Source organism: Shewanella cutis, assembly GCF_022410515.1.
Classification (GTDB): domain Bacteria; phylum Pseudomonadota; class Gammaproteobacteria; order Enterobacterales; family Shewanellaceae; genus Shewanella; species Shewanella cutis.
On record NZ_JACSDI010000010.1, the window covers coordinates 100,049 to 124,164 of the forward strand.

General features: G+C 46.6%; 23 protein-coding genes. 5 read left to right on the forward strand and 18 right to left on the reverse strand.

The features are described from left to right. Window positions 1–132 precede the first annotated feature (132 nt). From iscX to trmJ, 11 genes are all read right to left on the reverse strand, one after another. Window positions 133–330 (reverse strand): Fe-S cluster assembly protein IscX, encoded by a 198-nt coding sequence (gene iscX, locus H9J30_RS14030; RefSeq protein ID WP_240131555.1) that lies wholly within the window; start codon window positions 328–330, stop codon window positions 133–135. A gap of 69 nt (window positions 331–399) precedes the next feature. Then, a complete protein-coding gene (gene rimK / locus H9J30_RS14035) occupies window positions 400–1,299 on the reverse strand; it encodes a 30S ribosomal protein S6--L-glutamate ligase (protein ID WP_011072282.1) in 900 nt (299 codons plus the stop codon). A gap of 155 nt (window positions 1,300–1,454) precedes the next feature. Further along, complete coding sequence (gene fdx / locus H9J30_RS14040) at window positions 1,455–1,790, reverse strand: ISC system 2Fe-2S type ferredoxin (RefSeq protein WP_011622515.1); 336 nt, start codon at window positions 1,788–1,790, stop codon at window positions 1,455–1,457. 8 nt (window positions 1,791–1,798) lie between these two features. Next, complete coding sequence (gene hscA, locus H9J30_RS14045) at window positions 1,799–3,661, reverse strand: Fe-S protein assembly chaperone HscA (protein ID WP_240131556.1); 1,863 nt, start codon at window positions 3,659–3,661, stop codon at window positions 1,799–1,801. Window positions 3,662–3,728: 67 nt separating this feature from the next. Next, a complete protein-coding gene (gene hscB / locus H9J30_RS14050; protein WP_240131557.1) occupies window positions 3,729–4,253 on the reverse strand; it encodes a co-chaperone HscB in 525 nt (174 codons plus the stop codon). A 15-nt stretch (window positions 4,254–4,268) separates the two neighbouring features. Further along, window positions 4,269–4,592: an iron-sulfur cluster assembly protein IscA gene (gene iscA / locus H9J30_RS14055; RefSeq protein ID WP_011072278.1), complete on the reverse strand. Its 324-nt coding sequence runs from the start codon at window positions 4,590–4,592 to the stop codon at window positions 4,269–4,271. A gap of 14 nt (window positions 4,593–4,606) precedes the next feature. Beyond that, on the reverse strand, window positions 4,607–4,990 hold the full coding sequence (iscU, locus tag H9J30_RS14060; RefSeq protein ID WP_011072277.1) for a Fe-S cluster assembly scaffold IscU: 384 nt from the start codon (window positions 4,988–4,990) through the stop codon (window positions 4,607–4,609). Window positions 4,991–5,027: 37 nt separating this feature from the next. Continuing rightward, window positions 5,028–6,242, reverse strand: coding sequence for an IscS subfamily cysteine desulfurase (locus H9J30_RS14065; protein WP_240131558.1), 1,215 nt, complete (start codon window positions 6,240–6,242; stop codon window positions 5,028–5,030). A 78-nt stretch (window positions 6,243–6,320) separates the two neighbouring features. Further along, window positions 6,321–6,782, reverse strand: coding sequence for a Fe-S cluster assembly transcriptional regulator IscR (gene iscR / locus H9J30_RS14070; RefSeq protein WP_011072275.1), 462 nt, complete (start codon window positions 6,780–6,782; stop codon window positions 6,321–6,323). 353 nt (window positions 6,783–7,135) lie between these two features. Continuing rightward, on the reverse strand, window positions 7,136–7,957 hold the full coding sequence (cysE, locus tag H9J30_RS14075) for a serine O-acetyltransferase (RefSeq protein ID WP_011072274.1): 822 nt from the start codon (window positions 7,955–7,957) through the stop codon (window positions 7,136–7,138). Between the two features lie 45 nt (window positions 7,958–8,002). Continuing rightward, the gene (trmJ, locus tag H9J30_RS14080; protein ID WP_240131559.1) at window positions 8,003–8,728 is read right to left on the reverse strand and encodes a tRNA (cytosine(32)/uridine(32)-2'-O)-methyltransferase TrmJ; all 726 of its coding nucleotides are present in this window, start codon (window positions 8,726–8,728) and stop codon (window positions 8,003–8,005) included. Between the two features lie 154 nt (window positions 8,729–8,882). On the opposite strand from trmJ, the gene suhB reads away from it, so the two are divergent. Then, complete coding sequence (gene suhB / locus H9J30_RS14085; RefSeq protein ID WP_240131560.1) at window positions 8,883–9,686, forward strand: inositol-1-monophosphatase; 804 nt, start codon at window positions 8,883–8,885, stop codon at window positions 9,684–9,686. A 108-nt stretch (window positions 9,687–9,794) separates the two neighbouring features. Here suhB and lolE read toward each other — a convergent pair whose 3' ends face one another. The 3 genes from lolE to H9J30_RS14100 form a co-directional block, all read right to left on the reverse strand. After that, complete coding sequence (gene lolE / locus H9J30_RS14090) at window positions 9,795–11,045, reverse strand: lipoprotein-releasing ABC transporter permease subunit LolE (protein WP_240131561.1); 1,251 nt, start codon at window positions 11,043–11,045, stop codon at window positions 9,795–9,797. Continuing rightward, window positions 11,042–11,734, reverse strand: coding sequence for a lipoprotein-releasing ABC transporter ATP-binding protein LolD (gene lolD, locus H9J30_RS14095; RefSeq protein WP_240131562.1), 693 nt, complete (start codon window positions 11,732–11,734; stop codon window positions 11,042–11,044). The genes lolE and lolD overlap by 4 nt, the downstream gene beginning before the upstream one ends. Window positions 11,735–11,831: 97 nt before the next feature. Then, the gene (locus H9J30_RS14100; RefSeq protein ID WP_240131563.1) at window positions 11,832–13,064 is read right to left on the reverse strand and encodes a lipoprotein-releasing ABC transporter permease subunit; all 1,233 of its coding nucleotides are present in this window, start codon (window positions 13,062–13,064) and stop codon (window positions 11,832–11,834) included. Between the two features lie 94 nt (window positions 13,065–13,158). On the opposite strand from H9J30_RS14100, the gene H9J30_RS14105 reads away from it, so the two are divergent. The 3 genes from H9J30_RS14105 (at window position 13,159) to H9J30_RS14115 (ending at window position 18,358) form a co-directional block, all read left to right on the forward strand. Further along, window positions 13,159–13,779, forward strand: a complete 621-nt coding sequence (locus H9J30_RS14105) for a hypothetical protein (RefSeq protein ID WP_240131564.1) — start codon at window positions 13,159–13,161, stop codon at window positions 13,777–13,779. Between the two features lie 86 nt (window positions 13,780–13,865). After that, the gene (gene mfd, locus H9J30_RS14110) at window positions 13,866–17,360 is read left to right on the forward strand and encodes a transcription-repair coupling factor (RefSeq protein ID WP_240131593.1); all 3,495 of its coding nucleotides are present in this window, start codon (window positions 13,866–13,868) and stop codon (window positions 17,358–17,360) included. Then, window positions 17,360–18,358, forward strand: a complete 999-nt coding sequence (locus tag H9J30_RS14115; RefSeq protein WP_240131565.1) for a peptidoglycan binding protein CsiV — start codon at window positions 17,360–17,362, stop codon at window positions 18,356–18,358. The genes mfd and H9J30_RS14115 overlap by 1 nt, the downstream gene beginning before the upstream one ends. 121 nt (window positions 18,359–18,479) lie before the next feature. On the opposite strand, the gene H9J30_RS14120 is transcribed toward H9J30_RS14115, so the two are convergent. From H9J30_RS14120 to nagZ, 3 genes are all read right to left on the reverse strand, one after another. Then, complete coding sequence (locus tag H9J30_RS14120) at window positions 18,480–18,752, reverse strand: acylphosphatase (protein ID WP_240131566.1); 273 nt, start codon at window positions 18,750–18,752, stop codon at window positions 18,480–18,482. A gap of 805 nt (window positions 18,753–19,557) precedes the next feature. Further along, a complete protein-coding gene (ycfP, locus tag H9J30_RS14125; protein ID WP_240131567.1) occupies window positions 19,558–20,097 on the reverse strand; it encodes an alpha/beta hydrolase YcfP in 540 nt (179 codons plus the stop codon). An 81-nt stretch (window positions 20,098–20,178) separates the two neighbouring features. Beyond that, window positions 20,179–21,207, reverse strand: coding sequence for a beta-N-acetylhexosaminidase (gene nagZ / locus H9J30_RS14130; protein WP_240131568.1), 1,029 nt, complete (start codon window positions 21,205–21,207; stop codon window positions 20,179–20,181). 384 nt (window positions 21,208–21,591) lie between these two features. Between nagZ and H9J30_RS14135 the strand changes: the two genes are divergently transcribed. Continuing rightward, window positions 21,592–22,968, forward strand: coding sequence for an L-serine ammonia-lyase (locus tag H9J30_RS14135; protein WP_240131569.1), 1,377 nt, complete (start codon window positions 21,592–21,594; stop codon window positions 22,966–22,968). Window positions 22,969–23,120: 152 nt separating this feature from the next. Here the strand turns inward: H9J30_RS14135 and H9J30_RS14140 are convergent, their stop codons facing one another. Further along, entirely contained in the window at window positions 23,121–23,783 is a 663-nt protein-coding gene (locus H9J30_RS14140) for a hypothetical protein (protein WP_240131570.1), read from the reverse strand. Window positions 23,784–24,116: the final 333 nt, after the last annotated feature.

Sequence of the window (24,116 nt, forward strand, 5' to 3'; positions counted from 1 at the left end):
GAATTTGATACTGATCAAACTCCAACAACAATCTCAAATTAAAGCTAACCAAACGTGAGCTAAATCACTCTCTATCGTATTTCCGTGGACAAGTTGACACAACCGCAGGGCTCGTAACGCGCTTGACCTAAGCTACTTTTCTTCAATCCAGCATTGCTGAATGGCTTCTAATACCTTTTCATTGCAATGTTTAGGATCATCACCAAAATCATCTAGTGCCAATACCCACTGATACAATTCGGTAAAATGCAGCTTACGGGGATCAACCTCTGAATGCTTCTCGAGTAATTCTAAGGCGATATCTAATGAATCAATCCACTTTAATGACATCTTTTTCCCCTGATGCAAACTGCAGCTTACGTACATTTACACTGAGTTTAGCTTAATAACCGCGCAACTTTAGGCTTGAGTTGGCTTTTTTGTCTTGAGGGCATTTTTTTCAACAAACTCGATAATGGCCCCAGCGACATCCTTAGCGGTCGCACCTTCAATACCTTCAAGGCCTGGCGAGGAGTTCACTTCCATCACTAAAGGGCCATGGTTTGAGCGCAGTAAATCCACACCTGCAACATTTAAGCCCATGGTTTTGGCGGCGCGAATAGCAACTGAGCGTTCTTCTGGCGTGAGTTTGACTAAACTTGCCGTACCCCCACGATGAAGGTTTGAGCGAAACTCCCCTGGCATGGCTTGACGCTTCATCGCAGCGACCACTTTATCCCCAAGGACAAAACAGCGAATATCGGCCCCGTTGGCTTCTTTGATATATTCTTGCACCATGATGTTGGCTTTTAATCCCATAAAAGCTTCAATCACACTCTCAGCCGCTTTACGAGTTTCAGCCAACACCACACCAATACCTTGAGTGCCCTCTAGCAATTTAATCACTAAAGGTGCGCCGCCGACCATATCAATTAAATCAGGAATATCACTTGGTTTGTTCGCAAAGCCCGTGATAGGTAAACCAATGCCGCGGCGCGACATTAACTGCATTGAGCGCAGCTTATCGCGGGAGCGCGAAATGCCTACTGAATCATTGAGCGCATAGACGCCCATCATCTCAAACTGGCGCAGCACCGCAGAGCCGTAAAAGGTAATTGATGCGCCGATACGTGGGATCACCGCATCAAAGGGCGGTAATTCTTCACCACCAATATGAATGCTCGATTGGCGCATATTGATGTTCATGTAACATTCAAGCGGGTTGATCACTTTAACTTCGTGACCACGTAATGTCGCAGCCTCAACGAGTCGCTTTGTGGAATATAGCTCTGGCCCTTGCGATAAGATCGCGATTCTCATTCTGGTCTCCGACAACCATTACATTTTGAGGGCATAATACGCTTGCTTAGGGATAAATCAATCATGGCTATTATCGCTTGCGCAAATGCTGGGCGCTAGAAGCCAAAAACCAGTCACAAAGACTGGTTTTTGGCGATATAGCTAGCTTGAGTTGATTAACCCTCACTCACCATATTGACTGTATACTTAGGAATTTCAATCACCAGATCGCTATCGACGACTTTGGCCTGACAGGATAAACGGCTCTCAGGCTCAAGTCCCCAAGCTTTATCAAGCATATCGTCTTCAAGTTCATCACTTGGCTCTAGTTCATCAAATCCTTCACGCACAATACAATGGCATGTAGTGCAAGCACAGGATTTTTCACAAGCATGCTCGATATTGATGCCATTGCGCAGCGCCACATCAAGAATCGTTTCACCTACTTTGGCTTCCAACACTGCGCCATCGGGACACAACTCAGCATGGGGAAGAAACACTAACTGGGGCATCACATCACCTATATCTTGTCAATTGACTGACCTTTAAAGGCCACTCGAATAGAATTATCCATACGTTTTGCAGCAAAATCTTGAGTATGTTCATCAAGGATTTCGATCGCTTTTTTAATTGCATCTGCATCATCACTACTGGCGACTTGAACCAGCTCTGCCATCACAGCATCAATTTGCTGACGCTCATCGCTTGTTAGCAAGTCACCATCTTTTGAGAGCGCGGCATTTAATGACTCAAGCACCCTCGCCGCCTCAACTTGCTGCTCAGCCAGCATACGACGACGAATATCTTCTTTCGCATGCTTCATCGAGTCCTTGAGCATAGTCGCGATTTCAGTATCCGATAAACCAAACGAAGGCTTCACTTGAATACTTGCTTGCACGCCGGTGGATTTCTCCATCGCGGTGACACTGAGCAGACCATCGGCATCGACTTGGAAGGTCACCCGAATATGGGCAGCTCCTGCCGCTAACGGCGGAATGCCTTTAAGCGTAAAGCGTGCGAGTGAGCGACAATCATCGACTAACTCGCGCTCACCCTGCACGACATGGAACGCCATCGCCGTTTGTCCATCCTTAAAGGTGGTAAACTCTTGGGCGCGTGCCACGGGGATAGTCGTGTTACGAGACACCACTTTCTCCACTAAACCGCCCATGGTTTCAATCCCTAACGACAAGGGGATCACATCGAGCAGTAATAATTCAGATTCGGGTTTGTTACCGACCAAAATATCAGCCTGAATCGCCGCGCCAATGGCGACAACGCGGTCAGGATCGATTGAAGTTAATGGCGCTTTACCAAAAAAGGCTTCAACTTGCTCACGGACTAATGGCACGCGGGTAGAGCCGCCAACCATGACGGTTTCAAGCACTTCATCAGCCGTTACGCCCGCATCACGTAGGGTGCGGCGACAACTTGCGATGGTTTTCTTCACAAGCGCAGCAATGAGGCTCTCAAATTGCGCCTTAGTAACCACTTGTTTGAGCACCGAACCATCGGCAAGGGTAAGACTAGCCTCAGTATCACTCGAATCGGTTAAGGCTTCTTTTACCCGGCGCGCTTCAATCAATAGCTGGCGACTTAACTGAGAGTCGATATCAGTCAGTTGCCACACTTGCTGCATATGTGCTTGTAAAAGATGATCAAAATCATCACCACCGAGCGCCGAATCGCCCCCCGTAGCAAGTACTTCAAATACGCCACGATTCAAACGCAAAATAGAAATATCGAAGGTGCCGCCACCCAGATCGTAAATAGCGATCACGCCTTCTTGCTTTGAGTCTAAACCATAGGCAATCGCAGCTGCGGTTGGTTCATTTAATAAACGTAAAACCTTTATACCCAATAAAGACGCCGCATCCTTAGTGCCCTGACGCTGGGAATCATCGAAATAAGCTGGCACAGTTATCACCGCGCCTTGTAGCTCGCCACCTAGAGTTTTCTCGGCGCGCTCAATCAAGGGACGTAAAATTTCGGCCGAAACTTGCACCGGATTCACTCGACCTTGCGGCGTGACAAACAGCGGTAAACCATTTTCACTGGCTTCAAATTGATATGGGAAAGATTGCTCGCCAGATTGGATATCCGTAAGACTACGTCCCATAAAACGTTTGACCGAAACGATAGTATTTTTAGGATCCTGTGCTGAACTCATGGCCGCAACATAACCCACTTCAATGCCCTCTTGAGTGTAGCGGACTATCGAAGGTAAAGAATGCTGTCCGTTTTCATCGGGCAAGGTCGCCGTTACGCCACTGCGTACAGCGGCCACAAGGGAATTAGTTGTACCTAAATCGATGCCAACGGCAAGTCTATGTTGGTGCGGCGCGGCACTTTGTCCGGGCTCAGCAATCTGCAAAAGGGCCATATGTATCCAACTTAGTAACGCCGACTCAAATCAATCGGAATCGGCAAAATAACTGCAATAGGGAAAATTAATCTAGCAAAGCGTCTTCGATACGCGTCAGCTCATCCTGTAATTTTGCCATAAATTTAAGTTTGCGTACTTGATCTGCCGCTAACAAGGCGTCTTCGTCGCTGCCACTGCTGAGTTGTGCAGTCAATAATTTAGTCAATTTTAGACGGTAAGCCGCAAAAGAATCGTACAGTTCATTAATAATGGCTTGATGATCGGTACTCTCACGGATATCTTCTAATGCTTCGCGCCATTCCATCTGCTGCATTAAAAATGCAGTATCTTTCACCGTCGTGGTTTCATGGCTTAAATCAATACCACGCAGTGAGAGAATATGCTCAGCACGGCGGATGGGATCTTTGAGAGTTTGATAACCATCATTGACTTGCGCAGTACGTTGCACCGACAGCAACCGTTGTTGCTCGGTATCATTGGCAAACTTATCGGGATGCACCGCCCGTTGCAGCTCGCGGTAGCGATCTGCAAGCACTGCGGTGTCAATATCGAAGGTAGGGGAAAATTTAAACAGCTCGAAATAATTCATGCGTCAATTCGGCAATTAAACAGTGAAACTCTCACCGCAACCGCACTCACCTTTTGCGTTAGGATTGTTAAATTGGAAACCTTCGTTCAGGCCTTCTTTAACAAAATCCAACTCAATGCCCTGAAGATAGATAAAGCTTTTGGCATCAATAATGATTTTTACACCATCAATATCATAAACTTCATCGTCATCGTTCAGCGCATCAACAAACTCAAGCACATAAGCCATACCTGAACAGCCTGACGTCTTTAAGCCGAGACGCAGACCAATGCCCTTGCCTCGATTTGCTAAGAAAGACCTGACGCGTTCAGTTGCCGCTGGGGTCATTGTAATTGCCATCTTAACTCCAGATGTTACTTAGCTTGTTTAGATTTGTACTCGTCAATCGCCGCTTTAATGGCATCTTCAGCCAAAATAGAACAGTGGATTTTTACGGGTGGCAGAGCTAATTCTTCTGCAATATCAGTGTTTTTGATCGCTGCAGCTTGCTCAATTGTCTTGCCTTTAACCCACTCAGTTACCAGTGAGCTAGATGCAATCGCACTACCACAACCATAGGTTTTGAACTTAGCATCTTCGATAATACCGTCAGCACCGATTTTAAGCTGTAACTTCATCACGTCACCGCAGGCTGGTGCGCCCACCATACCGGTTACGACTGAAGGATCGTTTTTATCAAAAGAACCAACGTTACGTGGATTCTCATAATGATCTATCACTTTTTCACTGTAAGCCATGATACTGCTCCAAAATTATCTATTGTAATTGGTCGAATTAATGATGAGCCCACTGCACCTGATTCAGGTCGATGCCATCTTTGAACATCTCCCACAATGGGGACATTTCTCTTAATTTATCAATAGATTGAGTAATAACTTCGATAGCGTGGTCTATTTCTTCTTCGGTCGTAAAACGGCCGATTGAGAAACGGATTGAGCTATGGGCCATTTCATCATTTAAGCCCAGTGCACGTAACACATAGCTAGGCTCTAAGCTGGCTGATGTACAAGCCGAGCCTGATGAAACGGCTAAATCTTTTAATGCCATCATCAGCGACTCACCTTCAACATAGTTGAAGCTGACGTTAAGACTACCGCTCGTGCGCTGATTCATATCACCGTTCACATAGGTTTCTTCAATATGCTTGATGCCATTCCATAACTTGTCACGCAGCTTTGCAATTCGTGCGTTATCTGTTGCCATTTCAGCTTTTGCAATCGCAGAGGCTTCACCTAAACCGACGATTTGGTGAGTTGGCAGAGTACCGCTACGCATACCGCGTTCATGGCCACCGCCATGCATTTGTGATTCTAAACGAATGCGAGGTTTACGGCGAACATACAGTGCACCAATCCCTTTTGGGCCATACATTTTGTGGCCAGAAATGGAGATCAGATCAACCTTAGTGGCTTGCACATCAATCGGTAATTTACCAGCGCTTTGCGCCGCATCCATATGGAAAATAATGCCTTTTGAGCGGCATAATTCACCAATGGCATCGATATCGTGGATCACACCAATTTCGTTATTCACATGCATAATGCTGACAAGAATAGTATCGTCACGCATCGCCGCTTCTAAACGTGCCATCGGGATAATGCCGTTAGATTCTGGTTCTAAATAGGTGACTTCAAAACCTTCACGTTCAAGTTGACGACAAGTATCTAACACAGCTTTGTGTTCAGTCTTACTGGTGATAATGTGCTTGCCTTTCTTATTGTAGAAATGCGCAACGCCTTTGATAGCGAGGTTGTTCGACTCAGTTGCACCTGAGGTAAACACGATTTCACGGTGATCAGCATTGATAAGATCTGCCACTTGGTTGCGAGCAACATCCACTGCTTCTTCTGCTTGCCAGCCATAACGGTGAGAACGTGATGCTGGGTTACCAAAGATGCCATCCATCGTCATGTATTGGAACATTTTTTCCGCGACTCGCGGATCGACTGGCGTGGTGGCGGCATAATCTAAATAGATAGGAAGCTTCATAACACACTCCGTACTTAGCAGTCTCTGCCGAGGCTACATACAACGTACAAAAATAGTTTTTATCGTATAACAAAAAGCCTACAAGATGACCCTTTGTTCCTTTTGCATAGTGTCTTGCTTAAGTGAGATAAATTGCACATCTCGTTTCTGCATTAAGCCAGCAAGACTGATACCATCTAAAAAATCTGAAATTTGTTTACTTAAATCGCCCCAAAGCGAGTGAGTTAAGCAGCGAGTTCCACTCTGGCAATTGCCTAATCCTTGACAACGAGTCGCATCGACAGACTCGTCAACTGCATGAACAACCATGCCAACAGAAATATCATTTGCTTCTAAGCCTAAGCGGTAACCACCACCAGGGCCTCTGACACTGGCCACGAGGCCATGTTTGCGTAACTTTGCGAAGAGTTGTTCCAGATAGGAAAGCGAAATCCCTTGTCTTTCAGAGATATCAGCTAAGGGAACCGGTCCCGAAGCCGAGTGGATAGCCACATCGAGCATTGCGGTTACTGCATAACGACCTTTAGATGTAAGTTTCATAACTACCATAGCTCCCGTACAGGTATGGAGCTATTTCAACATACCTGAGTAAATCAGTCAAGTATAAAACCTAGTAAACCACTCAAGTATTTACGTATGCAGTCGACCAATACCCTTTAATCTTGGTGGGGTATTTAACCTTTTTCTGTCCAAAGATTCAATGCCAGAGGGCAATTAATCAGCCAAATCGGCCAGATATCGGGATCTAACGCACTATCTTGAAATGAAAGCAGAGAACACATGTCCGAAGTGTTCAAAAGCTGTGCAACAGGAGATGTGTATCAAGATAAAAACGGGGTTGCAGAGTGGCTACGCTCTAGAATCAATCGCATCCACTCTGCTCTTTGTCAGGACTAAATACTTGGGTCAAACTCGTCTAGCGCACTTTGGCGCTTATCAGCAGCCGCCTTTTCAACATCGTTAAAATCGCCGACATTCAGCTCAGGCAATCTTTCGGTGCATACATCGCCGCCTAAACGCTGGATGGCTTGACACAACTCCTGCACCTTTGAATCCATTAAATGCATATGATCCAGCATTTGACCGATAGCATTTGCAACCGGATCTGGATTATCAGGTGATACCGCGTAAGCATCGAAACCATATTTTTTGGCCATGGCACTTCGGCGCTCAGATTTTTCTTTCGATTGTGGTGATGGTGTGGCCACCACACGCCCAGGAATACCGACCACTGTCGTATCCTTAGGCACATCTTTTACTACAACAGAATTTGAACCTACGCGCGCCCCATCATGCATGGTGATAGGGCCTAAGATTTTAGCGCCAGCACCAACAACGACGTTATTACCCAGTGTAGGATGTCGCTTACCAGCTTGCCATGTGGTTCCACCGAGTGTTACGCCGTGATACAAAGTACAATCATCGCCAATCTCAGCCGTTTCGCCAATTACCACGCCCATACCATGGTCAATAAAAAAACGATTGCCGATGGTGGCACCAGGATGGATCTCTACACCCGTCAGCCAGCGCGAAAACGTGGATAAACAGCGAGCCATTAAGCGCCAATCACGCTTCCATAATTTATGGCTTATCCGATGCAACCAAATGGCATGCATTCCGGGATAGTTGACCAAGATCTCAAAGGCGCTGCGCGCCGCGGGATCACGGTGATATATAGATTCAATGTCTTCTTTTAGCCTAGCTATCACACCCATTACTCAATCCTTCGCGATTAACGTTATATGCCAAGTATGCTTTGGCTATTTTTGTTTATTGCTCACCACTTTATCAATCGAAGTCAAAATTCCCCGAAGAATATTCATCTCTTGGCTTTCAATGCGCGCACGGCTAAACATTCGGCGAAGCTTCGTCATCACTTGACCGGGATGGTTTTTAATAATAAAGCCTGTCGATGATAAGGTACTTTCAAGATGTACAAAGAAACGCTCAAGATCGGTAGAGAGTGGATATTCTTCAACCTCTTGTGACACCTCCGTTTGGGCTAAATGTGCCACACGCGTCTCATAACAAATGATCTGCACAGCCTGCGCGAGGTTCAATGAGCTGTATTCAGGGTTAGCAGGAATCGCCACATGGTAAGTACATTGCTGTAATTCTTCATTAGTTAACCCATGATTTTCACGACCAAAGACGATGGCGACAGGCCCTGCTAAACCTTCTGTCACCAACTTTTGTCCCGCCTCGCGCGGATCGAGCATGGGCCAGTCTAGCGTCCGACTACGGGCACTAGTCGCAATCACCAAGCTACAATCGGCAATTGCCTCTTCTAAGGAGTCCACTTTCACCAGATGCTTTAAAATGTCCGAAGCACCTGCTGCTAAAGCGATAGATTGACCATCGACGTCACATCTTGGCTCTGCAAGGTACAGGGTAGATAACCCCATCGTTTTCATCGCTCTGGCAGTGGAGCCAATATTGCCGGGGTGCGATGTCCCCACTAAAATCACCCGAATATTACTTAGCATGAAACGACTTAATTTAATTCACAAAACACAGGGAGCGAATACTATCACAGGCGTACGCGAATGCTTATATGAAAATCGGTATTTGATATAACATTCAAATCGAGTATAATGCCGCCCGCTATTTTTAACGTTCTTTAACATCCAGGGGATTGCAATGCATCCGATGCTGACGATTGCTGTTCGCGCTGCCCGCGCGGCCGGCCAAACTATTATGCGTGCCTACACTGAACTTGACCGAGTTGAAGTCAGTGCTAAAGGTATCAACGATTTTGTTACCAGTGTAGACAAGGAAGCAGAAGCGGCTATTACCTATCAAATTCGTAAATCTTACCCTGATCACACTATCGTGGGTGAAGAGAAAGGCGAAAACCGCGGTGAAAACAAAGACTATATTTGGATAGTCGATCCTCTGGATGGCACTAACAACTTCGTTAGAGGCATTCCCCACTTTGCGGTTTCTATCGCACTCCAATACAAAGGCAAAACTGAAGTTGCCGTTGTTTATGATCCAGTTCGTGAAGAATTATTTACCGCAATCCGTGGTAAAGGCGCCAAATTAAACGATTTCCGCATTCGCGTTACTAATGTAAATGAATTAGCACCAACGATTATCGGTACAGGTTTTCCATTTAAAGCCCGTCAACATACCGAAACCTATATGACCATCTTCGGCGAAGTGTTTGGTCATTGTTCAGACTTACGTCGCACGGGTTCTGCAGCATTAGATTTAGCCTATGTGGCCGCTGGCCGTTTAGACGGTTTCTTTGAAATCGGCTTAAAGCCATGGGATATCGCTGCTGGCGATCTGTTATGTCGTGAAGCAGGCGGCACTGTCACTGACTTTACTGGCGGTCACAACTACCTGATCTCTGGCAATATCGTTGCTGGTTCTCCGAAAGTGACCACTGAGTTAGTCAAAACCATGCGTCCTTTATTGAACGAAGGCTTAAAGCGTTAATCGCCTTTATCCGAAACAATATCAAAAAGGCCAGTGAAGTATCACTGGCCTTTTTATTTTGAGATTTTAAGTTTACCTAGCGCTACTTGGATTAATATTCAACACTGGTTATCTGCCCGCCAATGCCTGCGCGGGGCCAATTCGGCTCGCCTTCCATGCGGGATAGAGCGTTGCAATAAGGCTCATCACAAACGCTGTGGCAATGACTAAGCAGGCATCCGACAAATGCAGCTCAGAGGGAAGAAAATCCACAAAATACACATCGGCAGACAATAATTGGATCCCAAAGAGTTGCTCAATGCTACGGGCAATTGCACTGAGATTAGTCGCTGTTGCGATACCTATCACCCCGCCGAGTGCACATCCCACTAAACCGTTTAATGCGCCCTGCACCATAAAAATGCCCATCACGGATAATCGGCTAAGCCCCATGGTCATAAGGATCGCAATTTCACTGGCTTTATCCCGCACCGCCATCACCAGTGTTGAGACAATATTGAAGCAAGCCACCCCGATCACCAATACTAATACCAGGTACATTATGGTGCGAACTAATTGAATATCCTGATATAAGTGCCCTTGTGTACGGGTCCAATCACTAATATATACCGACTGGTTCAACGCATAGCCTAACTCGCGAATTTTCGCTGGTGCATCAAATACCTGCGCCACACTGATACGAACGCCCGTCACGCCTTGGTGTAAATTCAGAATATTTGCCGCATAACGCATGGGAATATAAGCCGTGGTTAATTCAAGCTCACCACCTAAGCGATAAACACCTGACACCACAAAGCGATGGCTTTTTGCCGCACGTAAACTTCCCGCATGTTCAGGGTCGAGATCTTGTACATACAGCGCCAACGTATCGCCAACCTCGAGGCCGAGTTTTTTCAGTAAACTCTCCCCGAGGACGATGTGATTATCATCTTCACTCAAGCTTTGCCAAGTCTCTGGACTCATAAATTGCGATAATGTCGAGACTTTTGCCTCTTGCTCAGGATCAATGCCAACGACAGCAAGCCCCTGAAAACCACCAGGCTTTTGCACTAGACCCTGCATACGAATAAAAGGTGCCGCAGCAGTAATGCCTTCAATCTGCAGCGCGGTTTGCTCAACAGCGCGCCAGTCAGCAATCGGCTCATTCACGCCCACCACATCCGCTTGGGAGATCACCCCGAGTAAACGTTGCTCCAGCTCGCGCTCAAAACCATTCATCGCCGAGAGCACGATAATTAATACGGCTACGCCTAGGGCGATACCCGCTGTCGATGCAAAGGAAATAAAGCTAATAAAACTATTGGATTGGCGCGCACGGTAAAAACGCCAACCAATAGAGAGGGCTAATGGTACTTTCATTGGGCGCTTTCCGGTACTTGCAGATAACCATTTTTCATGGTGAGTTGTCTGTCCATCCGCGCGGCTAATTTAGGGTCGTGGGTGACCACTACAAACGCCGTACCAAGTTGATTGGCCAATTCGCGAATGAGTTCATACACAGCCTCACCGCTCTTGGCATCAAGGTTTCCCGTTGGCTCATCGGCCAGCACTAACTTGGGTTTGTTGATAAGCGCACGGGCGATTGCCACCCGCTGCCGTTCCCCACCCGAAAGCTCAGCAGGAATATGGCTCATTCTGTGCCCAAGCCCGACTCTCTCGAGCAACACTTTGGCATCGGCCTGAGCCTGAACGCGATCTCTGCCTTGAATAAACGATGGCATAGCCACGTTTTCAAGGGCGGTGAACTCGGGCAATAAATGATGGAATTGATAAATAAAGCCTAAATCCTGATTACGGATCTGCGCCTGACGCGCACTGCTCACCTGATATAAATCCTCACCTGCCAACAACACTTTGCCCGATGAAGGTTTATCAAGCGTCCCCATAATATGCAGTAACGTACTTTTGCCGGAGCCAGAAGTGCCCACAATCGCCAGTTGCTCGCCCTTAAATACCTGTAAATCGACGTCGGATAACACTTGCGTGGTCACATCGCCGTCGTGATAACTCTTACTCACCGCCTGCACTTGCAGTAACACATCTTGCATTGAGATTCTCGCTATTGATTCTATATGACATGGGTTAAGTGCCACGTCTAAATTCGACTTTTACTTTGGCGCAATTTTTTAGTCGTTGAAAATACCGTTATTCATAACGCAGCGCTGTGGCTGGCTGCACCCTTGCAGCCCGTAGCGCAGGGTAAAGAGTCGCCACTAAGGTCACCACTAAGGTACCGACAATAATCAGCGATAATTGCCCAAGCGCCAGTTTTACCGGCAACATTTGCCCTGCCCCTAAAATCGAGATCCCAAGGGTTGCCATAAGACCATTGAGATTAAGGGTGATAAGAATGCCCACCACTAAGCCCAGCACTAAACCTAATACTGCATTGAGTAAACCTTGCACGACAAAAATGCCCATGACTGAGGAGGTTCTTAAACCTTGGGTTTTAAGCACCGCCACATCGGTGGTTTTATCGACAACCATCATCACCAACGCCGAGACGATATTGAATGCCGCTACCGCGACAATCAGGCTCAGCATCAGCGACATCATGTTTTTTTCCATCTTCACTGCGCTAAACAGATGACCATAAGTGTCACGCCAATCGCTCGTCGTCGCCTCAATGCCCTGCGCGGTCAAGATTTGCTGCACATCCTTGGCAAGCGTAGGCGCTGTGAAAGGATCGTTTAAATAAAGCCTTAGCTGGTTGATTTCATCACTAGGCTGGCGCATCAACCGCTTTGCATCTTGATAATGAACGTAAGCGACACCCGCATCCACCTGTGAGCCCATTTCAAACACCGCAGACACTAAAAACTTGCGTTGGCTGGGCACAGGGCCAAGCGGCGAGTACACCACGCCATCGCCACTTAATAAGCGTACCGTATCCCCAGGGCTGACCTTTAATTGGCGCGCCAGTTCGCTGCCCAATATGACCTGATACTGGCCACTGGTTAACTCGTTAAACGCGCCGGAATAAGTATGTTGCGCCACCGCAGAAAGTTTTTCGGCAAGCTCAGGAAACACCCCAAATACTTGTACCGCACGGATATTGGCCGCTGACTGCACCATGGCTTGCGTCGACACACTAGGTGTCACCCCTTGCACGCCGGGCAGCATGGTTAGCTTTTCTGCCGCACTTGTCCAATCGCTTAAGGGAGCTTTCGTGTAAACCGTCAATTGCGGCACAGCGCCAAGAATGCGCTGCTTTAATTGACTTTCAAGGCCATTCATCACCGAACTGACCACGATTAACGCGGCAACCCCTAAAAAAATGCCCGAAACGGCAAATAAGGTAATAAAAGAAGCAAATGCGTTTGCTTTTCTGGCCCGCCAATAACGGTAACCAACGTAGAGAGGAAATCGAAGATCCATTGAAAGAGGGCTGCGTCCTGTGTGCTGAACTTGCTAAATCATAAAGATGGGCACGATAATAGGGGTTTAGGTCCTATAAATAAAGAGGCAAGCCTTGTTCCCTGACACCAATCCGTATTTTAGTGTGCCTCATCCCTTTACCGCCTACTTAAGCCTCTGGGACGAAAACAGGCCTTTACCCAGTGAAATGGCTTTAAAATCAATGCAATCCTTGGGGATCCAGCTGTTAAGTGAAGTAAAAGCCCTTGAAGCAAGCTGTTTATTACAACTGCGGAATTTAGATAACGAAGCAAAGGTCGTGGTGGACTTTCTTAAGCTGCAATCACGCAAGGTGGATTTAGTCCTGCAACATGTGCTCGAGAAAGAGGTCCAAGAAGGCGATAAATATCTTGGTTGTCAATTTGGAGGCAGCGGTATTCGCTTGCTAAGTACCGCTGCGTTGCCTTTAGGACGCCATTTCAAAGTCACCTTATTTATCCATGACGAACTGGTTGCGATTTTATGTTTTGCCAAGGTCACCGCGTGTATGCTTTCACAGCAAGCCCAATCCGATGCGCCGCAAGCACAGCGAGACAATGCTTCTTTGCACTATTTAGTCGATCTAGAATTCAGCCAAATACTGGATTCGGATGTAGAGCAACTCGTCAAAGCGAGCCTTAATGTGCAACAAAAACAACTAAAACTGCGTAAACTTGCTAGGGACGAACGCCAATAAAGGCGAGAGTTTTCACTGGCACCCTTGCGCCCAAGTCACTACAATAAATGCAACTTTTTGTGAATGAATCCGTTTATCCCACGCCAATGACACTACTTTCAGCACTAACACCGCCCGTTGTAAAAAATGGCACTCAAATGCAAACTCTGTCGTGTATCGCTGGGGTTGGTCAAGCTGTCACCCTTGCCAGTCTTATTCGTCAACACCAAGGCACCACGCTGATCGTCACCAGTGACACGCCAACGGCATTGAGTCTTGAGTTAGAACTCAATTATTTATTGGCAAAAACCACCATTAAGGTGCGGCTGTTCCCTGACCGTGAAACCCTGCCCTATGACAGTTTTTCACCGCATCAGGATTTGATTTCCCAGCGTTTAGAAACCCTGTCACATATCACCCATGCCGAGCACAGCGTGGTTATCGTGCCGGTGACAACGCTGATGATCCGCTTGCCGCCGAAATCCTATTTAAGCTCTAATGTTTTTGTGCTAAAAAAAGGCGATAAATATCAGCTCCATGATGTGCGCCAACAGTTAACAGATACCGGTTATCACTTAGTTGAACAGGTTTACGAGCACGGCGAGTTTGCCATTCGGGGCTCGATCCTCGATATCTTCCCCACTGGCGTGAATATGCCACTGCGTATCGAGCTTTTCGATGATGAAGTCGAAACCATTCGCCATTTCGACCCAGAGACCCAACGCTCATCCACGCCAGTCGATGCGGTGCGGTTATTACCAGCAAAAGAATTTCCAACCGATAACAGCGCCATCGAAGGCTTTAGACAACGTTATCGCCGCCGTTTTGAGGTAATAGTTAAAGAACCAGAATCGGTTTATCAATTGGTAAGCCGCAATCTGATGCCCGCAGGGATTGAAAACTATCTGCCACTGTTTTTTGATGAGGTTGCGACACTGTTCGATTACCTGCCGAAGAACACTCAGTTAGTCACCTTGGGCGATATCGAAAAATCCGCCCGCGCCCATTTGCATGAAGTGGAAACCCGCTATGAAGACAGGCGAGTCGATCCGCTACGGCCACTGCTTGCGCCAAAAGAGCTGTATTTACTGATAGAAGAATTATTTGCCGCCTTTAAGCCACTGCCTCGCTATCAATTTGTCGCCCCAAATCCTGACACCAATGGTGCTGCGGCGCAGATTGATGCCAGTGTTTTGCCCGAGGTAAGCGCCAATCACAAATTAAAGCAACCATTAATCGCACTCGAATATTATGCCGAACGTGCTCCGCGAATGCTGTTTAGCGCAGAATCTGAAGGCCGCCGTGAAGCGCTGCTCGAACTTCTTGGTAAAATCCAGCTAAAGCCTAGCGTATTTAGTCATTTTGATGAATTTATTCAAAGTGATGCCAAACTTGGCTTGATCGTTTCGCCCTTATCCCGTGGTTGTGTACTGGGGCTAGGGGCGCAAACCGCTGTGAGCATCATCTGCGAAACCGAACTCTTTGGTCAGCGAATTTCACAGCAACGCCGCCGTGAAAAACAGCGCCAGATCAGTAACGATACCTTAATCAAAAACTTAGCCGAGCTGAAAGTCGGCCAGCCGATCGTACACTTAGAGCACGGTGTTGCCCTTTACCAAGGTTTAGTCACCTTAGATACTGGTGGCATTGTCGCTGAATATTTGCAACTTGAGTACTCGGGTGGCGATAAGCTCTATGTCCCCGTTTCCAATTTACATTTGATTAGCCGCTATAGTGTTGGCGCAGATGGGGAAACACATCTTAATAAACTGGGTAACGACACTTGGGCCAAAGCAAAAAATAAAGCCATTGAAAAAATCCGCGATGTGGCCGCAGAGCTTCTCGATGTCTACGCCCGTCGCCAAGCACGTCCGGGTGAGAGCTGCGAAATCAATGACGAAGAGTACGCCCAATTCGCTCAAGGTTTCCCCTTTGAAGAAACCGTCGATCAAGAAAGTGCCATTCATGCAGTGTTAGCAGACATGCAATCGCCAACCGCAATGGACAGATTAGTTTGCGGTGATGTGGGTTTTGGTAAAACCGAGGTCGCGATGCGTGCCGCCTTTGTGGCCGTAAATGACGGTAAACAAGTGGTTGTGCTTGTACCCACAACACTCCTTGCCCAACAACACTATGAAAACTTTAAGGACAGATTTGCCGACTGGCCAGTGGTAATTGAAGTGATGTCACGCTTTAGAACCGCCAAAGAGCAAACTCAAGTGCTGAAACTGCTCGAAGAAGGCAAAGTCGATATCGTAATCGGTACCCATAAGTTGCTGCAATCCGAGGCAAAATTTGAGAATTTAGGCCTACTTATCATCGATGAAGAACACCGATTCGGTGTCAGACAAAAAGAGAAAATCAAGGCACTGCGGGCCAATGTGGATATTTTGACCCTCACAGCGACGCCTATTCCCCGCACCTTAAATATGGCGATGTCGGGAATGCGCGACTTATCGATTATTGCGACGCCTCCCGCTAAGCGTTTGGCGGTGAAGACCTTTGTGCGCGAATCCGATCCCGCAACAGTACGTGAAGCCATTCTGCGTGAGATCCTCCGTGGCGGTCAGGTCTATTACCTGCACAATAATGTCGAAACCATTGAAAAATGTGCCCAAGACATCAGCACACTGCTACCTGAAGCGCGAGTCGTTGTGGCCCATGGCCAAATGCGTGAGCGGGATCTTGAGCGAGTCATGTCAGATTTTTATCATCAACGATTCAACGTGTTAGTCTGTACCACTATTATCGAAACCGGTATCGACGTCCCAAGTGCCAACACCATTATTATCGAACGCGCCGACACCTTTGGTTTAGCCCAATTACATCAATTGCGTGGCCGCGTTGGACGCTCGCACCATCAAGCATACGCGTACTTAATGACGCCACATCCTAAACGCATGACTACTGATGCTCGTAAACGATTAGAAGCCATTGATGCGCTTGAAGATTTAGGCGCTGGCTTTATGCTTGCCACCCAAGACTTAGAGATCCGCGGCGCAGGCGAACTGTTAGGTGATGAGCAAAGCGGCCATATCTCTAAAATTGGCTTTAGCCTCTATATGGAAATGCTGGAATCGGCGGTCAAAGCGCTTAAGCAAGGTAAAGAGCCTTCACTGGCACAAATGCTTAATCAACAATGTGAGATGGAACTCAGAATTCCAGCGCTGTTGCCGGAAGACTATGTCGGTGATGTGAATATTCGCCTGTCACTCTACAAACGTATCGCCAGTTGTGACAGCGAAGAAGCCTTAGACGAACTTAAAGTTGAGCTTATCGACCGCTTTGGTTTGCTGCCCGATGCGACTAAAAACTTGATGGAAATGACCCTGTATAAACATCAGGCAACTCGGCTGGGGGCGACTAAAATTGAGGTACACGCCAAGGGCGGTAGCATCGAATTTAGTCAAGATCATAGTATCGACCCAGGCTTTATCATCGGATTGCTACAAAGTCAGCCACAAATCTATCGAATGGATGGGCCGAATAAGTTAAAGTTCATGCTCAGCGCCGAAACAGCAAAAGAGAGGCTCGCGTTAGTCAAACTCTTGCTCGAACAACTATCTCAACATCAATCGCAACATCGTCTTGGAGATAAATAGTGTTACGTCAACTCGCGGTCTCTATCGCTACACTTATTGCACTTTCACACAGTTCACTTGCCCGTGCTGAGGCGTGGTTCGAAGTTGAAGTCTATATTTTCGAACGTCAAAGTCAGTCAACTGAGCAATGGCCAATGGCCCCAATCGAGACGAAAACCAATAGTGCAATCGACCTGATCTCACCCGTTGTCGGTCAGGCAGTGGTCTCTGTGAGTAATGAGCCTGCACCTTGTACGCTTGTTTATGATGCCGATGCCAATAGCCATTGTGCAGAAAGCACGAATACCGATGCTAATAGTATTAACAGTGGCACCTTAACGATCTCAGGCCCGAGTTCAAATACCCTCACCCAGTACCGTTACCCAAGCATGATCCCATCGGAAATCGGCAGTAGCAGCCAAACCTACGCCAAACTTGGCAGTGGCCCAGTGTTACTGGCAAGCAGTCAAGGCCAGTTTGCCAGCATCGTTAATAGTTTATCGAGAGAGCGAGGTAATCGCAGTCTGCTGCATATGACATGGCAACAACCTATGCAGGGTAAGAGTGGCTCAATGCCCATCCGTCTGTTTGCGGGCAAGGATTTCTCAGCCAATTATCACTTTGATGGTCGCCAAATTGTCCAACAAGCGTTAAACACTTCGATGCAAAATACTCAAGGCTCCCAAGGTACAAGCTTAGAAAACTCGGCACCATTACTGCCCTCACCCGTTTGGCAACTCGACGGCACGCTAAATATTTATCTAAGCCACTATCTGTATATCGAAACGGCCTTAAATTTACGTAAAGAAGGCCGTAAGTTGATGCCGGTGCCAACCGATGACACCAACATAAATACGAATACTGCAGTGGCCACACCGGTCAAAGTGATGACGCCTTACCTGATGTCGATTCCGCTGGAGCAAAATCGTCGGGTGAAAAGTGATGAGATTCATTATCTCGATCACCCCGAAATGGGCATGGTGATCCAGATCCGTAAGATGGCACAGCCTAATGCCTAAATAGGCAAATCCGATTAACTTTCATATATAAAAGCGGTAATGTCAGTGCATTACCGCTTTTTTATTCCTTCAACCGCCACACGAGTATTGACACTCATCCCAATTGAGTCTAAACATCAAATCAGCGCACAATTGAAAAATCCAGATAAATATCATCACCTTGATATTCTGCCACGTCGACCCTAAGCCCATCGGTGCACGGCACGCCCTGCTGGCACCACGCGATAAAATTATCCACTGCGACATGACTACCTTGAGCAAGCACCTCGACGCTGCCATCAACGCAATTGGTTACATAACCTGTCACGCCCAAGAATCGTGCCTTTGCTAAGGTCGCCTGCCTACAGCCCACACCCTGCACATTCCCGGTCAATTTAATTAATACCCGTTTCATCTAAGACTCCTGAGCAAGGCTCGGTGGGCAATAGCATGCAAAACTAAGCATAGCTGAGATTTCAGCTCAGATAAGTTTGATCATGATTTAAGTGATGGATTTACTACGTGAAATTTAAGAAAAATAAACATAAAAAAACAGCTAACGAGACCGCTGTTAGCTGTTCGGGCGACATACGCAAAAGGTTGTCCATAATTGGACGAATTGGCATAAAAGTTTGTAGCATTTTGTAACAAGCCATTAAGATGCGCTACTTTACACAATTAATTATTAATTTCAACAAAATGATAGATAAGTCCACTCTTATAGTATTTTTTTAATGCTTCTTGCTGAAATAACCAACTAAACTAACGATATATACCGTCAACCATTCCAAATAAAGAATATCGATACAGGCTTTTACATCAAGTTTATAGTAGAAAAAACCAGCTCATACAAATAACAGAGTGAAATACATATAATAAGTAACCTGAGCTCGGGATAAGTAGAGCCGCTGAATACGCATCTTTTCGGGCCTCTCTGCCTTGCTCTGTCTCACCATAGCTCGCTATGGCATACGACAGAGCGCCTTGATAAGCACAAAAATCTGCGCATTCAGTCAGAAAAAAATTCTTCTTTTCAAAATAAATCATTTATAGCATTGATTTGGTTTGTTAAATTTAGATTTTTCCGACACTCGTTATCCCGAGTTCAGGTTAAGTAGATATAGAACGCAGAGAATGGCAAAGGAGTGAAAGCCTATCGCCCTAGTGACAAAAAGCGATAAGCATCATGATGACAGTCTAAACAGATGAGATTGGCCGCGTTAGCCCAGCTTAAAGGCTTTAATTTTGGGCAAGTGAGCTGCCAACAGGGGGAATTTATGGGGCTGAGTCTCATCCCATTCGATTGCGTAATAACGGCTGAGTTCATCAGCAGTTAGTTGACTTTCAAGCACTTCGTCAAAACGAGACAGAATACACATGGCTTTATGGGTATTCTTCATCCTAAATTCAGAGACGCACTTATTGGCAATATCAGCATATTCTTCAGGTCGATCAATTTTCCCCTGCATGGTGCTCTCAGGATGTAAATTGGGATTGATCAACACTGACTTAAGTCCATTCAAAAAGCCAATCCGCTCGGCCCAATAAGCACCTAAACCCACGCCAACCATCAAGGGAGCAGGATCGTCGCTATGCTGCATTTGCTTAGCAACTTCCTTCAACAAGTGCTGCATATCGTGCTTGGGATGCAAGGTACTGTAACTAATCAGTCGAACGTCTGGGTCAATAAACTGCAATTGACGCATTTTTTCGTGATTACCAGGGCTAGTAGCATCGAATCCGTGAAGATAAAAAATCATATTGAGACCTTTAAGCAAGCGGCCAAACGCGGCGCGTTAAACTAACCCTAGCAAAAATAGATGTAAGAACCTTGCGCTACATCAAACTTTTGCCTGTTGTACGAGCTGTATTTGCTCCGCTAGCTGCTTAGCATTTTCCCAACGGGGACTATTTTCTAACGCTAAAGCGGTTTGCGCCATATTCGGTTTAAGCAAGCTCGCCGGATGTTGTGGTGCAGCCTCAGGCCAAACAAAACCATTTAGCAGCGTCATCACGCCAGGATTATCATTACAAACCAATATCATATCGCACCCTGCATCCAATGCTGCTTTGGCACGTCCCACATAATCACCTGCAAAGGAGGCGCCCTTCATACCGAGATCATCGGAGAAGATTACCCCATTAAAACCAAGCTCTTTGCGTAAAATCTGCTTTAACCAGTAAGGCGAAAAGCCAGCAGGATTCGGGTCAACTTTGGGGTAAATCACATGTGCCGGCATAATCCCAGACAATTTCCCCTCAGCAATCAATTCTTTAAATGGCAAAATGTCCTGATTAAAAATGGCTTTAGCCTCACGCTCATCAATAGGTTGAGCAATATGCGAGTCCGCGGCCACACTGCCATGACCGGGGAAATGTTTGCCCACGGCGCCCATTCCGGCCTGTGCCATACCTTCAATAAAACTCCGTGCTAAGGCGATAACTTCATCTGGATTTGCGCTAAAACTGCGTTTACCAATTACTTGACTAATACCGTTAAGGTCGAGCACAGGCGCAAAACTTAAATCGATATCGCAGGCGAGTAGCTCGATAGCCATTAAAAAGCCCAACTCACAGGCCCATCGCTTCGCGAGAGCCATATCCCCCTTCGCCGCAGGCAGAATATCTCCCATGGCAGGAATTAACGTAAATCCTTCACGGAAGCGCTGCACCCGCCCGCCCTCGTGGTCAACCGCGATTAATATCTCGGGGCGAATTTGGCGGATCTGCTGCACCAAACCAATTAATTGTTCACGACTGGTAAAGTTGCGGGAAAACAGGATCAAACCGCCCACCTGAGGATGGCGCAACATTTCAGCTTCAGCCTCACTGACGTCTAATGACAGCAGATCCAACATTAAATAACTCATAATTCTCCCTAAAAATTCTTATTCATACTCAAATATTAATTATCACGAAACGGACTACGGAGTTCACAAAAATCCCCAAAAAGCGAGCCATTCGCCATCAAACATTGCCTAAAACCAATTATATTGCCGATAAAATCGACATTAATGATAAGCTAATTAAGCTGAGCTTATCCGAAGTCTTTTTAATCAAAAAAACTAATGTGAATCTTGATGCTAATCTGTGGGATACTGGTCTTAAGCGTATCACACAAGCACATTTTACGTGGATAATGCCTGCAGTTTGCCAGAGTTTACGCCATAAAAACCAGCGTATTGACGCTGTAACTGCAAAGTTCATCCGCACAGATACTAAAATGAAAATCGAGACACAACAGGACTTCAATCATGATTAGCGTATTCGATATGTTCAAAATCGGTATTGGCCCTTCGAGTTCACATACTGTTGGCCCCATGAAAGCGGGCAAAATTTTTATGCAACACCTTGCTGATTCAGGGCAGATTGGCCAAATTGATGAATTAAGAGCAGAGCTGTTTGGCTCACTCGGCCAAACGGGTAAAGGCCATGGCACGGGTAAAGCCGTTATTTTAGGATTAATGGGTGAAGATCCTGAAACCGTCGACACCGATAGCATCGATGGCATTCTGGAACACGTCTCAAAATCGGAGACCCTGACGATAAGCTGCGGCAAAGTGGTTAAGTTTACCCGTGAAGACGGTATCACCTACCACAGACGTAAAAGTCTCCCTGCCCATGCCAATGCCATGACGCTGTACGCCTACAGCGAGGGCAAATGCATTTATGAACGCACTTACTACTCTGTCGGCGGTGGCTTTATCTTAGATGAAGATGAAATCAATCAGCGCAATGCCTCGCCTGCCTCGCAAATTGAATCGGCGCCCTACGATTTTAATAGCAGCGCGCAGTTACTCGAACTCTGCACTGAACATGGCTTGAGCATTTCATCCTTGATGATGGCCAACGAATTAAGCCTTGCCAGTGAAGAAGAAGTCAAAGCCAAGCTTTGGAATATTTGGCAAACCATGAAGACCTGTATCGAACGTGGTTACCAAAAAGAAGGCATTTTGCCAGGCGGTCTAAAACTGCGTCGCCGAGCTCCGGCCCTGTATCGTCGTCTTAAAGCGGAAGGTCGCAACAATGTTGATCCATTAACCGCAATGGATTGGGTCGACTTATTCGCCCTATCGGTTAATGAGCAAAATGCGGCCGGCGATCGCGTCGTCACAGCCCCGACTAACGGTGCGGCGGGCATTATTCCTGCGGTGCTTTGTTACTACGATACCTTCGTACAAGAAGTCGATATCGACGTTTGCGCCCGTTACCTGTTAACCGCCGCAGCGATTGGTATTCTATACAAGAAAAATGCCTCAATCTCCGGTGCAGAAGTGGGCTGTCAAGGTGAAGTCGGCGTAGCCTGTTCAATGGCGGCTGGCGCCTTAACCGAGATTATGGGCGGCACAGTTGAACATGTTGAAAACGCGGCCGAAATCGGGATGGAACACAACCTAGGTTTAACCTGCGATCCCGTTGGCGGCTTAGTACAAGTCCCTTGTATTGAACGTAATGCCATGGGCGCCATCAAAGCGATTAACGCATCACGTATGGCACTACGCGGCGACGGTAACCATAAGGTTTCACTGGATAAAGTGATCAAAACCATGATGGACACCGGTAAAGATATGCGTAGTAAATACAAAGAAACCGCTAAGGGTGGCCTCGCGGTAAATATTGTAGAGTGTTAACCCGCTAAAGCTGATAGTTCTAAAAATATGCCGCGCTTAATCATGGATTATGCGCGGCATATTTTTATTTCGTTGATCTATAATGCTATATTATTATCAACTTAGTTCGTCACATTCGTTGGCGATTTACTATATAGGGTAATCACTCCCGCCTAGGTCTTTTCAATTTCTGGGATCAACTGTGAAAACGCTTGCTTTTCAGTGAGTCGACGTAAATCATCTACTGCATCTGAGCTTTCCTTTGCCGTCGACTCCGCTAAGCCATACAAATATTCCGTGCGGACATCAAACATGGCCGCAGAAACCGTTGTGGTCACACTCACTTCTTTATTCTTGAGTAGCCCAAGGGAAATCACATTTAAGGGTGCAAATTGCTGCTCCCCCGCATGGAAGGATGTATCAAAAGTATAGATAAGCAACATATCGGCTTTAAGTCTTGCAGCGGCTTCGCGCAGGGATTTGATTGAATCTAACTTTTCAGGCAACAAAATACGATTTAATGGTGCAATCCCCGCCACCTGCGGCATTTTGGCTAATTGGGCAAAATCAGCTTCAGTTTCAACCTCACGGGTAGTTACCACGCGATACCGCCCAGTGCCAAAACTGCTTAAACGGTAGGATATATAGCCCGGCGCCTGAATACGTGCAACTGCAATGTGAGCAGGAAAGATGGCCGCAGGTTGCGTTGACATTAACGCACTAATATCTGACTCCGCTAAGCTACCGATTGCCACACTGCCTCCTGGCGTCGTGTACGAGACACAGCCACCTAATAGAATGAGACTCAATAATGTCGCCAGTCTTATCTTATTCATCACAACTCCTTTATGTGCACAATCTAATTTAATAGCCACAAGTGTTATAAAGCAAAACTAACTTACTGTTTATAAATAACTTTTACAACCTCACATTGCAAATAATCGCTATCATCGATCACAGATAAAGACAGGTTTTAAATATTCTGTGCATTTAAGGACGGTTTAAATGCAGCCAAGTCGCACAAAAATGAATTAGTTTGGCACATTGATAAATGTCTACACGACCTAGTAATCAGATGTGCGGTATTAGGTTAAGCCTCACGATTATCCCAGCCTTAGATGCGCCAGTGCCGAGATTGCTTTACAATCGGTTGGCATTGCTTTCGTTAG

Excerpts from the sequence above, each read along its gene's own strand:
- H9J30_RS14140 (WP_240131570.1), bottom strand. The coding sequence starts at position 23,783 with ATGAATAAGATAAGACTGGCGACATTATTGAGTCTCATTCTATTAGGT.
- iscA (WP_011072278.1), bottom strand. The coding sequence starts at position 4,592 with ATGGCAATTACAATGACCCCAGCGGCAACTGAACGCGTCAGGTCTTTC.
- H9J30_RS14135 (WP_240131569.1), top strand. The coding sequence starts at position 21,592 with ATGATTAGCGTATTCGATATGTTCAAAATCGGTATTGGCCCTTCGAGT.
- iscX (WP_240131555.1), bottom strand. The coding sequence starts at position 330 with ATGTCATTAAAGTGGATTGATTCATTAGATATCGCCTTAGAATTACTC.
- H9J30_RS14120 (WP_240131566.1), bottom strand. The coding sequence starts at position 18,752 with ATGAAACGGGTATTAATTAAATTGACCGGGAATGTGCAGGGTGTGGGC.
- mfd (WP_240131593.1), top strand. The coding sequence starts at position 13,866 with ATGACACTACTTTCAGCACTAACACCGCCCGTTGTAAAAAATGGCACT.
- hscA (WP_240131556.1), bottom strand. The coding sequence starts at position 3,661 with ATGGCCCTTTTGCAGATTGCTGAGCCCGGACAAAGTGCCGCGCCGCAC.
- H9J30_RS14065 (WP_240131558.1), bottom strand. The coding sequence starts at position 6,242 with ATGAAGCTTCCTATCTATTTAGATTATGCCGCCACCACGCCAGTCGAT.
- nagZ (WP_240131568.1), bottom strand. The coding sequence starts at position 21,207 with ATGAGTTATTTAATGTTGGATCTGCTGTCATTAGACGTCAGTGAGGCT.
- suhB (WP_240131560.1), top strand. The coding sequence starts at position 8,883 with ATGCATCCGATGCTGACGATTGCTGTTCGCGCTGCCCGCGCGGCCGGC.
- iscU (WP_011072277.1), bottom strand. The coding sequence starts at position 4,990 with ATGGCTTACAGTGAAAAAGTGATAGATCATTATGAGAATCCACGTAAC.
- hscB (WP_240131557.1), bottom strand. The coding sequence starts at position 4,253 with ATGAATTATTTCGAGCTGTTTAAATTTTCCCCTACCTTCGATATTGAC.
- trmJ (WP_240131559.1), bottom strand. The coding sequence starts at position 8,728 with ATGCTAAGTAATATTCGGGTGATTTTAGTGGGGACATCGCACCCCGGC.
- rimK (WP_011072282.1), bottom strand. The coding sequence starts at position 1,299 with ATGAGAATCGCGATCTTATCGCAAGGGCCAGAGCTATATTCCACAAAG.
- fdx (WP_011622515.1), bottom strand. The coding sequence starts at position 1,790 with ATGCCCCAGTTAGTGTTTCTTCCCCATGCTGAGTTGTGTCCCGATGGC.
- H9J30_RS14100 (WP_240131563.1), bottom strand. The coding sequence starts at position 13,064 with ATGGATCTTCGATTTCCTCTCTACGTTGGTTACCGTTATTGGCGGGCC.
- iscR (WP_011072275.1), bottom strand. The coding sequence starts at position 6,782 with ATGAAACTTACATCTAAAGGTCGTTATGCAGTAACCGCAATGCTCGAT.
- lolD (WP_240131562.1), bottom strand. The coding sequence starts at position 11,734 with ATGCAAGATGTGTTACTGCAAGTGCAGGCGGTGAGTAAGAGTTATCAC.
- ycfP (WP_240131567.1), bottom strand. The coding sequence starts at position 20,097 with ATGATTTTTTATCTTCACGGATTCGATGCTACTAGCCCTGGTAATCAC.
- cysE (WP_011072274.1), bottom strand. The coding sequence starts at position 7,957 with ATGGGTGTGATAGCTAGGCTAAAAGAAGACATTGAATCTATATATCAC.
- lolE (WP_240131561.1), bottom strand. The coding sequence starts at position 11,045 with ATGAAAGTACCATTAGCCCTCTCTATTGGTTGGCGTTTTTACCGTGCG.